This window comes from Sphingobacterium sp. SRCM116780 (assembly GCF_021442025.1).
Classification (GTDB): Bacteria; Bacteroidota; Bacteroidia; order Sphingobacteriales; family Sphingobacteriaceae; genus Sphingobacterium.
Genome location: NZ_CP090446.1, coordinates 1,285,087 through 1,299,959, shown reverse-complemented (window position 1 = coordinate 1,299,959; position 14,873 = coordinate 1,285,087). Strand labels below are relative to the sequence as shown.

14 protein-coding genes and 1 CRISPR repeat array are annotated in these 14,873 nt (G+C 32.0%); of the genes, 8 read left to right on the top strand and 6 right to left on the bottom strand.

Annotated elements, in window-relative coordinates; all coding sequences use genetic code 11:
* From LZQ00_RS05790 to LZQ00_RS05760, 7 genes are all read left to right on the top strand, one after another.
* Positions 1 to 1,053, top strand: a complete 1,053-nt coding sequence (locus LZQ00_RS05790; RefSeq protein WP_234512957.1) for a hypothetical protein — start codon at positions 1 to 3, stop codon at positions 1,051 to 1,053.
* 234 nt (positions 1,054 to 1,287) lie between these two features.
* Positions 1,288 to 1,818, top strand: a complete 531-nt coding sequence (gene cas4 / locus LZQ00_RS05785; protein WP_234512955.1) for a CRISPR-associated protein Cas4 — start codon at positions 1,288 to 1,290, stop codon at positions 1,816 to 1,818.
* Positions 1,815 to 2,825 (top strand): type I-B CRISPR-associated endonuclease Cas1b, encoded by a 1,011-nt coding sequence (gene cas1b, locus LZQ00_RS05780; protein WP_234512953.1) that lies wholly within the window; start codon positions 1,815 to 1,817, stop codon positions 2,823 to 2,825. Before cas4 ends, cas1b begins: the two co-directional genes overlap by 4 nt.
* A 1-nt stretch (position 2,826) precedes the next feature.
* Complete coding sequence (gene cas2, locus LZQ00_RS05775) at positions 2,827 to 3,090, top strand: CRISPR-associated endonuclease Cas2 (RefSeq protein ID WP_234512951.1); 264 nt, start codon at positions 2,827 to 2,829, stop codon at positions 3,088 to 3,090.
* Between the two features lie 218 nt (positions 3,091 to 3,308).
* Positions 3,309 to 8,239: a CRISPR direct-repeat array (repeat unit 30 nt; unit sequence CTTTTAATCGTACCATACTGGAATTGAAAC).
* Between the two features lie 175 nt (positions 8,240 to 8,414).
* Positions 8,415 to 9,155: a DUF4184 family protein gene (locus tag LZQ00_RS05770; protein ID WP_234512949.1), complete on the top strand. Its 741-nt coding sequence runs from the start codon at positions 8,415 to 8,417 to the stop codon at positions 9,153 to 9,155.
* A gap of 68 nt (positions 9,156 to 9,223) precedes the next feature.
* Positions 9,224 to 9,922: a hypothetical protein gene (locus LZQ00_RS05765; RefSeq protein ID WP_234512947.1), complete on the top strand. Its 699-nt coding sequence runs from the start codon at positions 9,224 to 9,226 to the stop codon at positions 9,920 to 9,922.
* Positions 9,923 to 10,243: 321 nt separating this feature from the next.
* Entirely contained in the window at positions 10,244 to 10,672 is a 429-nt protein-coding gene (locus tag LZQ00_RS05760; RefSeq protein WP_234512946.1) for a tetratricopeptide repeat protein, read from the top strand.
* Positions 10,673 to 11,095: 423 nt separating this feature from the next.
* Here the strand turns inward: LZQ00_RS05760 and LZQ00_RS05755 are convergent, their stop codons facing one another.
* On the bottom strand, positions 11,096 to 11,602 hold the full coding sequence (locus LZQ00_RS05755; RefSeq protein ID WP_234512936.1) for a hypothetical protein: 507 nt from the start codon (positions 11,600 to 11,602) through the stop codon (positions 11,096 to 11,098).
* A gap of 275 nt (positions 11,603 to 11,877) precedes the next feature.
* Between LZQ00_RS05755 and LZQ00_RS05750 the strand changes: the two genes are divergently transcribed.
* On the top strand, positions 11,878 to 12,390 hold the full coding sequence (locus tag LZQ00_RS05750) for an O-acetyl-ADP-ribose deacetylase (RefSeq protein ID WP_234512935.1): 513 nt from the start codon (positions 11,878 to 11,880) through the stop codon (positions 12,388 to 12,390).
* Between the two features lie 30 nt (positions 12,391 to 12,420).
* On the opposite strand, the gene LZQ00_RS05745 is transcribed toward LZQ00_RS05750, so the two are convergent.
* From LZQ00_RS05745 to LZQ00_RS05725, 5 genes are all read right to left on the bottom strand, one after another.
* Complete coding sequence (locus LZQ00_RS05745) at positions 12,421 to 12,768, bottom strand: hypothetical protein (protein ID WP_234512925.1); 348 nt, start codon at positions 12,766 to 12,768, stop codon at positions 12,421 to 12,423.
* A 27-nt stretch (positions 12,769 to 12,795) separates the two neighbouring features.
* Positions 12,796 to 13,206 carry a hypothetical protein gene (locus LZQ00_RS05740; protein ID WP_234512924.1) on the bottom strand — a complete coding sequence of 137 codons (411 nt, stop codon included), beginning with the start codon at positions 13,204 to 13,206 and terminating at the stop codon, positions 12,796 to 12,798.
* A gap of 33 nt (positions 13,207 to 13,239) precedes the next feature.
* Positions 13,240 to 13,587: a hypothetical protein gene (locus LZQ00_RS05735; RefSeq protein WP_234512922.1), complete on the bottom strand. Its 348-nt coding sequence runs from the start codon at positions 13,585 to 13,587 to the stop codon at positions 13,240 to 13,242.
* Positions 13,588 to 13,636: 49 nt separating this feature from the next.
* Positions 13,637 to 14,047, bottom strand: coding sequence for a DUF6896 domain-containing protein (locus tag LZQ00_RS05730; RefSeq protein WP_234512920.1), 411 nt, complete (start codon positions 14,045 to 14,047; stop codon positions 13,637 to 13,639).
* Between the two features lie 241 nt (positions 14,048 to 14,288).
* Complete coding sequence (locus LZQ00_RS05725; protein WP_234512918.1) at positions 14,289 to 14,759, bottom strand: hypothetical protein; 471 nt, start codon at positions 14,757 to 14,759, stop codon at positions 14,289 to 14,291.
* Between the last annotated feature and the right edge of the window lie 114 nt (positions 14,760 to 14,873).

Sequence of the window (14,873 nt, the reverse complement as noted above, 5' to 3'; positions counted from 1 at the left end):
ATGAGCAATACAATTTACATTAGAACATTAAAGAGAGCAGAACATACTGTGTTTTGTGTTTCCGAGGGACAAAAATATTATTATGATCCACAGTTCAATAGACGTATCCCCTTTTCAAGTGGTCAGCAGGTCAAAAGATCAATACTTGACAGTTTATCAGACCTGCTAAATTTATCTCCAAGTCCTACCACATTTTTATTTGACGTAACAAAAAATGTTTTAAAAGAGGGTGAAGTATATGGTACTTGTGACCCTACATATCCAGATCAATTATTTGGAGGTTGGATGAAAGCTGCTAAAGGAGGAAAAGATAGAACGTTGAAAAGGAGAAGTCCACTATCTATTTCCGCAATGAGGGGATTACACCCGCTATTAGCAGGTATTGAGAATGATAATGCTTCATTTGACAGAAGTGATCGTCCTAATAATGTTGTAATAGTAAGAGATGAAAAAGGCAATCAATTATCAGAAGAAGAAATTGTAGCCTTTCTTGAAGGAAAAGACAGAAGTTTAAGTAGAAAATGGATTCCAAATCAAAGTACAGCATCAGGCTTATTTGTTTCTGATATTGCTGTAGACTTAAGAAGATTATTTTGTGTAAGCTTGAATTCTTTTGAGCCAGAAATGTCGGAGGAAACTATTGAAAAATTAAAATTAGAAGGTTGGATTGAATCTAAAAATGTATTTGGTAATTGCTTATTAGCACCCAAAGAACTGAGAAAAGAATGGGCTAAAGCTTTAGCAAAAGCTATTATTAATTGGAAAATTACATCCAATCAGTCAAGAACATTTAGCTTAATGGATACCTTAGCAATCTCAATTAGTGATAATGCAAATTTAATAGCTGGAAGTATCAGGGCAAAATTATCAGAAGAAGATTCTGCTAAGGCACAACCAATAATTGATGAATCACTAAATCATGTGGAAACCTATATCACATTACAAGCTGGTGGTTATATTCAAACTAAAGGAGAAACAGTTGATGCACTTGAACGTGCAGAGCAAACATTAATAGATAGATTTATCAATTTTGAATATGATAATCAAATCTAAGATCTAAAATTAAAAATTTCAAGCTCTCCAATTGCCTTATAAGCATAAATTGGAGAGTTTTTTTTAGAGAATTAATAACCAAAAATAATTGCTACAGAAGAATTACATTAAGCATTACTACTTAAACGATTTATTTTAATAGTATTTGAAAATATAAATTCAAAAAAAATATCGATAGAGTAAATAAAGTACCACTTAGTGAAAGGACTTTATTACAAGAAAAGTTGAATAACCATGAACATCATAGCGACACACATTAATTACTACCAGATTTGTAAACGTAAACTTTGGTTTTTCACAAACGGAATTAATATGGAACATACCAGTGATATTGTTTATGATGGGAAATTGTTGCATGAAAATAGTTATCCACAACGAAATAATAAACATAGTGAGATTACACTATCAGCTTCTTTTGAAAGAATTGAACTTTATGGCAAGATTGATTTTTATGATGCTCTAAAAAAAACTGTTCACGAAACAAAACGAAGTGATAAGGTTGAAGTAGCCCATGAATGGCAGGTCAAATTCTATTTATGGTTACTAAAATTAAACGGAGTGGAAGATGCAACGGCTATACTGGAGTATCCGTTATTAAGACAAAGAGATGTATTACGTTTAACAGAGAAGGATATTGAAGAGTTAAAAAGCTCTATTAAAGGAATTGCTGAATTAAGAAATTCAGAATTATGTCCATCTGTTATCAAAGCTAAAATATGTAAAAGCTGCTCCTATTATGAACTATGTTATATTAATGAAGAATGAAGAAAACATATTATCTCTTCAATCCTGGACGGATGAGTCGCAAGGATAATACACTTAAATTTACACCTGTTGATGAGAATGGAAAAGAAGGACAAGTCAAGTATATTCCTGTTGAAGGAGTTTCAGATTTATTTTGTTTTGGTAGCCTAGATGCAAATAGCGCTTTATACAATTTTTTAGGGAAAGCAGGTATTGCTGTTCATTTTTTTGATTATTATGAACATTATACAGGTTCTTTTCATCCAAAAGAATATCTATTGGCAGGTAAAATGCAGATCGAACAAACGAGAAGCTATATCGATAAACGAAAAAGAATGGCTATAGCTCAAAAATTTATAACTGGAGCAGCATTCAATATGGGAAAGAATTTACGTTATTATATCAATCGAGATAAAGAAGACCTCTCTCCTACTTTGGAGGTGATGGAAAGCTATGCTTCCTTAATTAGTAATTCTCATGCAATCGATGAATTGATGGGAATAGAAGGCAATATTAGACAGACTTATTATTCAGCGTTCGATACCATTATTTCAACAGATTTTCAAATGGAGAATCGTAGTAAACGACCTCCTCAAAATGAAATTAATGCATTAATTTCATTTGGCAATATGCTATGTTATACCCTATGTCTAAGTCAAATATATCATACACAATTGAATCCTACGATCAGTTTTTTACATGAACCTGGTTATAGGAGATTTTCACTTGCGCTGGATATCGCTGAAATTTTTAAACCAATATTAGTTGATCGTACCATTTTTAGACTCCTAAATAAAAAAGAAATACAAGCAAAAGATTTTGACCATCAGGTCAATAGTTGTTTACTCAAAGAATCTGGTCGAAAAACATTCGTACGTGTCTGGGAAGAACGAATCAATGAAACTTTTAAACATCCTGTATTAAAAAGAAACGTGAGTTATAAACATCTTATAAAATTAGAGTGCTATAAGTTAACCAAACACATTTTAGGGTTGGAAGAGTATAAACCTTTTAAAGCTAGATGGTAATATGTACGTAATACTGGTTTATGATATTGGGGAAAAACGTGTTGGGAAAATGTTGAAATTATGTCGTAGATACTTAAATTGGATTCAGAATTCTGTATTCGAAGGTGAAATAACAGAAGTAAAACTGAAAGAACTATTAGTGATGGCAAAAAAAATCATGATATTAGATGAGGATAGTATTTTGGTATTTAAAAGTCGTGATGAAAAATGGTTACAGAAAGAGGTCCTTGGGAAAGAAAAAAATGAATTAAACACCTTCTTATAATTCTAACTAAAGTCGTCGATGAAGATGACAACGGATGATCTTTGACATCTTTTATTTTATTTATTGCAGAAAAGTGTATTCTCTATAATAAAAAATGGGTTGTCGATACTCTAGAGAAATCTTATCAATAGAGATCGACTAATTTGAAAATTAAATCACCCAATTACAATCTGTGTTTAAATATAATTAATGCTATATTTGTATGTCGAATTATTCGGCTTTTAATCGTACCATACTGGAATTGAAACTGCGGAATGATCACCCCTAGATGTCCGTTGACGATTCTTTTAATCGTACCATACTGGAATTGAAACAGAAAATATTCTCCTTTTATATCTCCTTTTTGCACTTTTAATCGTACCATACTGGAATTGAAACACGCGATAGAATCTTCGAAACCAGCCGAACGAACCGCTTTTAATCGTACCATACTGGAATTGAAACACATCTAATGATTTCAACATGTTCTTCAAGATGCACTTTTAATCGTACCATACTGGAATTGAAACATAAACGTTTGAAAAAACATCTTCATCAATGTTCACTTTTAATCGTACCATACTGGAATTGAAACTGAAGAAAAAGAAGATGCCAAATTACAGGCGCTACACTTTTAATCGTACCATACTGGAATTGAAACGTACTTAATAATCAAACCTAGTGGTGTGAAATTCAACTTTTAATCGTACCATACTGGAATTGAAACGGGGCTTAATTAATAGAATAATTAACTAATCGGGGCGCTTTTAATCGTACCATACTGGAATTGAAACAATATAAAAAAGAATTATTAAATAAAAAAAATTATTTCTTTTAATCGTACCATACTGGAATTGAAACGTCTGATAATGTACTTGATAAACCGAACTCAAAGTGCTTTTAATCGTACCATACTGGAATTGAAACGACGGTTTTTCTAAAGAGGATATGAAAGGTTTTGATGCTTTTAATCGTACCATACTGGAATTGAAACATGTCGTCATTACTACAGGAACAATGCGTGGACAAGCTTTTAATCGTACCATACTGGAATTGAAACACTTTGGAAGCTGCGCGAGTTCTCAGGCAAGCCTCGCACTTTTAATCGTACCATACTGGAATTGAAACTAATAAAGCCTTTGCCTACTGTTTTCGTCAAGTTCACTTTTAATCGTACCATACTGGAATTGAAACATTGAATTGATTGATAAATATTTTGGAGATAATTTACTTTTAATCGTACCATACTGGAATTGAAACAGATTTATTATCATCTCTATATCCCTCAATAATATACTTTTAATCGTACCATACTGGAATTGAAACTTGATGAGTATAGAGGGCGAAAAACTGACTCTTTTACTTTTAATCGTACCATACTGGAATTGAAACAGGAATTAAACAAATTGAACGCATTGGAGTTAAATCCTTTTAATCGTACCATACTGGAATTGAAACTACATGCTAACAATCTTTTAATCGTATGTGGATTTACCTTTTAATCGTACCATACTGGAATTGAAACAAGTGCAAATTATTAAGCTCATCGAATGTGGCATGTCCTTTTAATCGTACCATACTGGAATTGAAACGCTACTGTGGTAAATAATATTCCTTTTAATTTTCATCCTTTTAATCGTACCATACTGGAATTGAAACAAAGTATCTCTAGCACAATGGAAGCTCAAATTCTTGTCTTTTAATCGTACCATACTGGAATTGAAACGTCATACACGAAAAAAGGAAACGTCTTAGAATATCACTTTTAATCGTACCATACTGGAATTGAAACTTTGAACCTCTAGCACTTCCGCGGACACCTTAGGTACTTTTAATCGTACCATACTGGAATTGAAACTTCGAATATGGACGTGTAAACGAATGGAGGTGCGTTTCTTTTAATCGTACCATACTGGAATTGAAACAAATACTCTCCGTAATCGCCTAATATTCCTTTTTCGACTTTTAATCGTACCATACTGGAATTGAAACTGTGTAAATTTTCTACAGACTAAGCAATATTACTTGCTTTTAATCGTACCATACTGGAATTGAAACAAGTCTACTAACTTTAATATATTATTTTTAAATTCAACTTTTAATCGTACCATACTGGAATTGAAACTATTCTTGAATATGTTTTTATAAAAAGATTAAAAAAACTTTTAATCGTACCATACTGGAATTGAAACTCGACATTCATTACGTTAAAGCTTCCATGCTCTGACACTTTTAATCGTACCATACTGGAATTGAAACACCGGATCGTCAGGAAGTTCATTCTTGTAAACTGCCGCTTTTAATCGTACCATACTGGAATTGAAACTCATCTGACACATCTATATCTGCATTGGATTCATCCCTTTTAATCGTACCATACTGGAATTGAAACACGATGAGATTTACCCTCATCGTACTGGAACCGCTACTTTTAATCGTACCATACTGGAATTGAAACTTTCATGCTTATTTTAGGCAAAGCAGTTTCAATCTTACTTTTAATCGTACCATACTGGAATTGAAACAAATCAGTTTGATGCGTTGGTATCTTTTACTTATAACCTTTTAATCGTACCATACTGGAATTGAAACTATAGTGGTGATGAAATCAAAATTCAAAGAAGGTATCTTTTAATCGTACCATACTGGAATTGAAACTTTATGGTATTTGTTCACGTAGATAGGATGTGTTGGTCTTTTAATCGTACCATACTGGAATTGAAACACACTACGTGAGTTTTAGAATAGAATTTTTAACAACTTTTAATCGTACCATACTGGAATTGAAACGTGAGATAACATAGATAAGCTCATCACTTGCAGGTCTTTTAATCGTACCATACTGGAATTGAAACAGAATATTTTTTTCGCAATATTGACAAATATCTTCTTCTTTTAATCGTACCATACTGGAATTGAAACTAATAAAATTGTTCTATTTTTTCTTTTGTTTTATTGCTTTTAATCGTACCATACTGGAATTGAAACTTATTAGCATAAGACCCTCCGCTCAATTCATTTAAACTTTTAATCGTACCATACTGGAATTGAAACTCGTGATCTCTTTATAAGTCACGCCGTCAACGTTACTTTTAATCGTACCATACTGGAATTGAAACTTATTTGGCTGTTATGTTGACTTTAGGACTTTTTTTCTTTTAATCGTACCATACTGGAATTGAAACAACAGTAACGCTAGTTACATTAATAATATCAATGATGCTTTTAATCGTACCATACTGGAATTGAAACAATAGTAAACATCCGTATGCACGTATACACATCAAACTTTTAATCGTACCATACTGGAATTGAAACTTAAATAATAACTCTTGAGTCATTAGTTTTCTTCTGCTTTTAATCGTACCATACTGGAATTGAAACTAATTATATTTTAAATCTTTTACACACTTATCTTACCTTTTAATCGTACCATACTGGAATTGAAACTAATTATATTTTAAATCTTTTACACACTTATCTTACCTTTTAATCGTACCATACTGGAATTGAAACTCTTGTTCATACCTATAGACACGACCTTTACCTTGCTTTTAATCGTACCATACTGGAATTGAAACAAAGTATGTACTATGATCTTGATGGTGTTACCATGCTTTTAATCGTACCATACTGGAATTGAAACTAAGACACATGGCTCAAATTGTGGACAATGTCACCACTTTTAATCGTACCATACTGGAATTGAAACTGTGTTTTCAGCTTGAATATTACTGAAGTAGTATCACTTTTAATCGTACCATACTGGAATTGAAACTAAGACACATGGCTCAAATTGTGGACAATGTCACCACTTTTAATCGTACCATACTGGAATTGAAACTGTGTTTTCAGCTTGAATATTACTGAAGTAGTATCACTTTTAATCGTACCATACTGGAATTGAAACTCATACGACAGGTGCAGCGGACGTACGCGGCTATCCCGCTTTTAATCGTACCATACTGGAATTGAAACAAGCTTGACAGTGTGACATATGTAAATCAAAAGAAAGCTTTTAATCGTACCATACTGGAATTGAAACAATGAAGGCGAAAATGCGTTCGAAATTAAACGAAAAACTTTTAATCGTACCATACTGGAATTGAAACAAAACACCGGCTACATAATAAGTAAACAACATCGTCACTTTTAATCGTACCATACTGGAATTGAAACTCGCTTCTTTAACTCCCATATCTCGAAACGGCTTTACCTTTTAATCGTACCATACTGGAATTGAAACTTAGAGGATAGATATTTTATTGCTTCTAGACGTGGACTTTTAATCGTACCATACTGGAATTGAAACTATTGATTCATTATTAAAGGTTGTTCAAAATAGTGAACTTTTAATCGTACCATACTGGAATTGAAACTGCTGATAGGATGTCATCAAGGGCTTTTGGTCAAAAGCTTTTAATCGTACCATACTGGAATTGAAACAATACTGTTATTCGTACTATTAATCTGGATTCAAATACTTTTAATCGTACCATACTGGAATTGAAACTATATGATTTTGATTCACCATAGTCATTATGGAGCTTTTAATCGTACCATACTGGAATTGAAACTGAACAACCCCTGCAGGAGTATTAACACCATAATTACTTTTAATCGTACCATACTGGAATTGAAACATGTTAGCTGGTTTGGAAGCCTTATGTGGATATAAACTTTTAATCGTACCATACTGGAATTGAAACATTTCAATAGCTACTTCAGCATGTCGTTCTTTCATACTTTTAATCGTACCATACTGGAATTGAAACAGATACCCCACTCCTATCCATGCGTTGCGAACAGAGCTTTTAATCGTACCATACTGGAATTGAAACTTAAAACCATTACGTTTATAAACTGGAAGTACTTTTCTTTTAATCGTACCATACTGGAATTGAAACTTGGTTGAAATATTCTGATTTCCTTTTGGGATCACCTTTTAATCGTACCATACTGGAATTGAAACTTGGTTGAAATATTCTGATTTCCTTTTGGGATCACCTTTTAATCGTACCATACTGGAATTGAAACTGCTTGAGCTTGTTTTAGCTGACCTAATTTTTCATTACTTTTAATCGTACCATACTGGAATTGAAACATTACAGACGATGAAATGTACGCGTCCTCTGTTAAGCTTTTAATCGTACCATACTGGAATTGAAAATAAGATATTTTCCTACTAAGAATGATTGATTTTAATATAGTCTTTAAAAAAACATCTTTAGGATATGTTCTTAAATTATTTTTACTTTAAAGAAAATTACATAAATTGCGCGTTCTGTAATGTGAAAAGTAAATACAGAATATCGATAACGCTTAAAAACAAATTAAAATACTGTATGCCATTTACATTTTCTCATCCAGCACTAGTATTACCATTAAAATATGTGTCTAAAAAATGGTTTTCAACTACTGGTCTTGTAATTGGCAGCCTCACTCCTGACTTTGAATATTTTTTAAGAATGAGGATCAAAAGTGATTACAGTCATACTATAAGTGAAGTTTTCTGGTTCGATCTACCATTGGGGTTGTTACTTGCTTTTATCTTTCATAATAGCGTTCGCAATACCTTATTTGATCAGTTGCCAACCTTTTTCAAATCACGGTTTATCGGGTTTAAATCGTTCAACTGGAATGGTTATTTTAAAGAGCATTGGTTTATAGTGATAACGTCAATACTAATCGGTGCGTTTTCACATATCTTATGGGACAGTTTTACACATGATGATGGATTTTTCGTGAAAAGATTTTCAGTGCTCTCCGACTCCATTGTCATGTTAAACCATACAATACCTCTATTAAAAATATTGCAACATGCGAGTACATTATTAGGTGGGATAGTGATTGCTTACACCGTATACAAACTTCCAAAGAAAGCAGCTAGCAACACTGGTATTAGCAGTACCTATTGGATAATTTTTGTCTTACTGATGTTGGTCATTATTTCGATAAGACTATACAATGGACTTGAGCTAAAGCAATATGGTCATGTCATCGTAACGGCTATTGCTTCAGGGATGATAGCCTTACTGTTAACATCAGTATTGACAAAGAAAAAGATGGCTGACGTTAACAGCTGATAAATGGATATTTACGAATATGTTTTTTCTTATGAGCATTACCTTTTATTCATCGTAATTTTAACAATATGAAACTTGAAGAACTAACACTCGAAGTTTTAGCAGAAAGAACATTAAGCCAATCTGACAGTAAGATATTTGTTGACTGGGCTGTTCAGGTTTTAAAATTAGGGTATGAAAGCGAAAATCTATTTGTTTTAGCAGGTTTAGACTTTGATTCAACGGAAGAAAGAGAAGAGTATTTTTGGAAATGTGCTCATGATTTAAATCTTAATATTGAGAAAACCGAAGAAGAGTTATTAGATCAGTATGCCCTGATAATTGCGAATAAAGCCATTAGAAAGGAAATTAGTATGGAATATGCTTTTTGCGAAATGTTTAAAGTTACAATGGAAAGTGGTTATAACTATAGATATATCGCATTTTATGAAATTAACGAAGATTTAGATCGTTTGACATATGATGATGTTGTTTTATTCAACCCTGGATTGACACTTGAAAACGCTAATGATTTCATCTTGGAGGAATTCAAGATTTTCGTACAGATGGAGGACTTAAAAATTTCAAAAGAAGATCGGGATAAATGTTTTTGTGAAACCTGCAAAAATTTAAATATACCGATAACAAAAAATAAATATCAACTCAAAAAACCTTTCAAATATGTGGTTTGGGCTTGTGGGATATGTGGCTCTGAAAAACTGAACTATACAAATAATCACGAAGTAAAAAGAATGATAATAACGGATTTCAATAGTAATAAGCGCTAAGTAAGATCAACCTAAATTCCGCTAGATCTTGATTCCAATTTTTGATATGCACCATTACATCATAGAATGTATCAACCACTCTTGTTTACTCGCATAATCAGCAGATGCTAGTGGTTCTAATACATGTGTAGATTCCAACCCCTTGATAAAACTGAACACAGCATATACACGTTCTTTCAATGCAGATTTGAGTTAAACAAAAGTTAGTTAAAAAAGACTCTATTTCATATAGAAACATTATTTTTATATGAAATTAAACCAATTATGTCTTCTAATATACCGATAGTTCGACAAGTGTCATGGATATCAATTTTGATCCATATGCTGGTATTTTTATTCTTAATTATGATAGGTTATGTGCTGAAATTTGGTTTCAATTCCATTCATTATAGCGTGATCATTTACTTGCTTCTACTTATTGTTTTAAAGACCGCTGTGCCTTTGAGCCATAAAAAAGGAATGTCTCTGATTAAAAAAGGTGAATTCAGAAAAGCAATTGAAAAATTTGAGAATAGTGTAACTTTTTTTACAAAAAATGCTTGGGTCGATAAATTCAGGTATATCACTATATTAAGTTCATCCAAAATGTGCTATAGGGAGATGGCGCTTTGCAATATTGCTTTTTGTTACACACAAACAAACGAACCCACCAAAGCAAGATATTATTACGAAATGGTATTAAGGGAATACCCAAATAATGGGCTAGCGATAGCGGCATTAAATGCCATCAAGACATTTTCCAAGGAATAGTAATAAAATACTATACGACTTACCGTACTTCATATAGGGGTTCTCCTGTCCCTAGCTAGGGACTAAGTAGGGATAAAGCGTACATAGTGCATGGTAAAAGCGTACATAGTGTGTTAAAAGCATACCTTTAACGCTCTTAGTACGCACTTACCACGCTCTTACCATCTCCGAATATCGTGCTTTCTTGAATAACGCTCTTGATACGCTTATACCCCGCAGTATCCCTGCTTAGGGGCAGGATGAATAGCTGATGATTGTTATGAGAAGGAAGTGGTCTTAAAATACAAATTGTCAAACCAAAAAAGAGCGAGAATTAAATTTAATGCAGTAAGGAACAATGCGGTAAAAAGTATAAAGAGATTCTTCATTATTAAATCAAATAGAATTGTTACTAGTAGGCTTATAATAATTTTCTCTTCAAGATTACAATTTTAAATTTTTATAATTGCCTTGAATTTTCTTTAAGTAAACATCTGATTTTGGAGGCAGAATACTATCACCAAATATCTCATGAATACTAGATTTAGCTCCCTCATATCCTAATTCATGGGCTTTTAATAGATAAAATATAGCTTGATTCTTAGTTATGCTATCACTACTAATCATATTAACACCATTAACTGTTGCTCCTGTTGTTAGAATAAAGTATAGATGTTCGTAAGCTTCTGGACATTGATATTTGTTTGCCATTAACAATGAATAATAATAAAGCTCATAATTCTTTAGTCTAAGGAGATAGTTATTTGATATATTATTATATGCTCCGAAATCTCCGTCATTGATAGCTTTACGCCATAATGAATCAACTTCTTCTTTTGGCAGTTCCTGATCTTTCCATGGTAAATCAACTAACTTGGTATTTTCACTTTTACTGGTGTTATGGCAACTTAAAACCATTAACGATCCAAAAACAAATAATATCAATCGCATTCTATTTTATCTTTTAATAAATAATCAATACAACATAAGATGCTGTAAAATAATTCTAGATTAGTCCTAAATCTATAAAAATAAAATAAAAACAGGATCCATACCATCAAAATCAATGCTTCTGCAATTGTTATTGTAATAGCACCTAAATTATTTGAAATAGCTTCGTCAGCTTATCATTCTGCTAGAACTACTAAAATTACTCTCACATTGTTATATTTACAAAATGATCTCTATAAACTAAAAAATTTACCAGATACTAAAGTGAGGTTAAAATGATAAAATTAATAAAAGGCGATATTACTAAGATTGAAGTGGATGCTATTGTAAATGCAGCTAATACTTCCCTCCTTGGTGGAGGTGGCGTTGATGGAGCAATACATAGAGCTGGTGGCAAAGCAATACTTGAAGATTGTCAAATAATCAGAAACAAACAGGGCGGTTGTCATGTAGGAGAAGCTGTTATAACTACTGCAGGTAATCTTCCTGCTAAATTTGTCATTCATACCATTGGCCCTGTATGGAATGATGGTAAAAACAATGAAGAAAATTTACTAGCATCAGCATATTTGAACAGCCTTAAACTAGCCATAAACAATGGTGTAAGCTCTATTTCATTTCCGAATATCAGTACGGGTATTTATAAATTTCCTAAAGAAAAGGCAGCACAAATTGCTGTTCATACGGTGTCTAATTTTCTGGTAAAAACTGATAAAATTAAGCAGGTAATTTTTGTATGTTTTGATGAAGAAAATTATAAAATTTATGCAGAACTTTTAAAGCAATAAAGTGCAAAAACTCTAACACATATCTTCAAGTTATTTCAAATCTGTCAAGAATAACTCAATGGTAAGTTTACGAACTTCCATCCAAATCTTGTCGTTTAAAAAATCTTTAACATTCCATTTATTCTGCTCTATATTGTCTATCACTGTCCTAATCTTCATTATCATCCCAAAGCCTTCTTCAGAAACCATACCTAGCTTAAACAATTCTTCTACATAGTCTTGATTTAAAAATGTATAATAATCTCCCTCAAGTTCCTCCAAATTACTTTGAACGGTGTCTGAATAAGGAACGTTTATTTCTTTTACTGGAGCGATTACCATATTCAGCGTTGAAATAAGTAATTCATATTTTTCATTTGTATTCAAATTATTCTGCATAACTTATTCTTAATTTGTCATTTTCAATTACAAACCTTGACAATTTCTAACCTCCTCTTTATCAAACCACCTAAAAGTACCAGCTTTGTCCGATATCACTTCAATTGCATTGTCGATATTGTAAATTAAAAAATGTTCCAATTCATTTTTATTAATAATTTCATAACTACCTTCAATGATTGAGCTTAAATAACTCGAAGAATTTGTTCGAGCAAAACCTCTAAATGTCGGGTTTTCATTAACCATTTTCATTAATGCTAAATCAAGAATGACTTTATATGAAACGAAATATTCAAACTTTATTTCTAAAATTTGTGTGTTATCAATTAAGTTTTTTAGCAAAATCACCAATTGACTATAAACTCCCTCTATTTTATAAAAAGAAAGATCATTAGGTAATTGCTCATTAATATTCCATTTTTCAAATTTATCACCCATAATCTTAATATAAATCCATCTTACACCGCATGTTTAAAAATAAAAATACACACCGGTCTTTCGTATCAATGCTTCTCTAAATAATTCTCTAATTTCATTAAGTAATGATTTTTGTTTATTAGCCTTATCAAAAGAATCTATGGAGCTAAGAACTTTTCGAATATGATCATCTCCAACAATAACTTCATCTTCATAATCATCAATATTTACGTTCACAAGATCATTCAAAAAACTAAAAAAACCTAACTTTTCAAGACCATTATAATCATCTTCAGTTAAAACAATTTCTATTAACTCTTCTGAACTAGCCAAATCCTGATCAAGCTTATTTGCAATTTCAACAGTTTTTGGTGTTAGTATGTATCTTTTTTTCCATATCATTAATTATCGATGCGGATAGTAAAAACCATCTTTTTAATCAAATAGACGATTATTTAAAAACATCAGTATTTTTAATCTGAAAAATGGGAAATTTAACTCCTTCTATTTCTAACAGAAAAAGCTTATTACGTTCAACTAAATTTAGCAAAGCTGCATGAATGTCGTCTAAACTATACTTTACTTCTTTCCATTTATTATGGCTGTTAATAAATTCATAGATTTCCCAGTTAGTAAATTTTACTGGGAAACCGTTTTCAGGTAAATAATCAAATTCACAGATAACACCCTCCTTTTCAAGACGGCATCCCGCTCCATGATACCAAAACTTATGTCCACCAATCTCCCCTTTCCTTTCTTTCCTAAGAATAGCTTCGTCTTTACCTTGACTTTTTATTAAGCATTTATAATCCTCAATAAATTCAATATAAGCGCGAATAACCTCTTCTAAAAATTTAATCATTTAAATAATCCTTTATCTGCACAAGAACAACAAACCAATGACGGATTAAGACAATAACCTAATTATCTCAATGATCATGCATACAAACAACATGACACCTCATACAAAACCCCTGAATGTCATCGAGTGATCCCAAATACTATCATCCTCCCGTTTTCTTTTAATTAAATAAAAAATATAGCTCAAAGCTGCTATAGCAACGAATATATACAGATACAACATGATTTATGCGATTCCCTATTTATTTATTACAATCCGTTTTTATAAGTGGCATTTTTGATGTAAAATCAATGTTATTAACGTTTTTAAAGGTTGTACCCGTTGGGTCAAATACGCCATATCCTTCGATAAGTGTATCTCCTTCAACTTTAAAAGCAACTTGTCTAACAGATGTTGTTCCTTCGGATTGAAAAGTATAATCTGCGATCAAAATACTGTCTTTCAATTGCCCAGTAATACTTCCTGAATTCTTGTCTTTTTCTGCTAATGAATAGGTTAGATTTCCTTTGATCTCTTTTTCATTTGAGGTAATTTCTAAGGATACAGTGTCTTTGTTATCATTAAAAACATAGCATCCCAAACCGAGTGGAGTTGTTGTTTCTACGGCAACTTCTTTCTGTGTAGCGGAATTTGAACTATCTGTTTTTGATCCCTTGTTTTTACAGCTGAACATGGTCAATGCAACAAATGATAATACGATTAATTTTTTCATATTTTCTATTTCTAAGTCTTAATCTGTTTTTTAAATTTAATTATTATTCCTGACAGATGGAATAAAATAAACTTACTGCTTTCGATTAGAGATACGTTGCTATCATGCTGTTAA

Coding starts and splice junctions, on each gene's coding strand:
- LZQ00_RS05790 (WP_234512957.1), top strand. CDS start 1: ATGAGCAATACAATTTACATTAGAACATTAAAGAGAGCAGAACATACT.
- cas4 (WP_234512955.1), top strand. CDS start 1,288: ATGAACATCATAGCGACACACATTAATTACTACCAGATTTGTAAACGT.
- cas1b (WP_234512953.1), top strand. CDS start 1,815: ATGAAGAAAACATATTATCTCTTCAATCCTGGACGGATGAGTCGCAAG.
- cas2 (WP_234512951.1), top strand. CDS start 2,827: ATGTACGTAATACTGGTTTATGATATTGGGGAAAAACGTGTTGGGAAA.
- LZQ00_RS05770 (WP_234512949.1), top strand. CDS start 8,415: ATGCCATTTACATTTTCTCATCCAGCACTAGTATTACCATTAAAATAT.
- LZQ00_RS05765 (WP_234512947.1), top strand. CDS start 9,224: ATGAAACTTGAAGAACTAACACTCGAAGTTTTAGCAGAAAGAACATTA.
- LZQ00_RS05760 (WP_234512946.1), top strand. CDS start 10,244: ATGCTGGTATTTTTATTCTTAATTATGATAGGTTATGTGCTGAAATTT.
- LZQ00_RS05755 (WP_234512936.1), bottom strand. CDS start 11,602: ATGCGATTGATATTATTTGTTTTTGGATCGTTAATGGTTTTAAGTTGC.
- LZQ00_RS05750 (WP_234512935.1), top strand. CDS start 11,878: ATGATAAAATTAATAAAAGGCGATATTACTAAGATTGAAGTGGATGCT.
- LZQ00_RS05745 (WP_234512925.1), bottom strand. CDS start 12,768: ATGCAGAATAATTTGAATACAAATGAAAAATATGAATTACTTATTTCA.
- LZQ00_RS05740 (WP_234512924.1), bottom strand. CDS start 13,206: ATGGGTGATAAATTTGAAAAATGGAATATTAATGAGCAATTACCTAAT.
- LZQ00_RS05735 (WP_234512922.1), bottom strand. CDS start 13,587: ATGATATGGAAAAAAAGATACATACTAACACCAAAAACTGTTGAAATT.
- LZQ00_RS05730 (WP_234512920.1), bottom strand. CDS start 14,047: ATGATTAAATTTTTAGAAGAGGTTATTCGCGCTTATATTGAATTTATT.
- LZQ00_RS05725 (WP_234512918.1), bottom strand. CDS start 14,759: ATGAAAAAATTAATCGTATTATCATTTGTTGCATTGACCATGTTCAGC.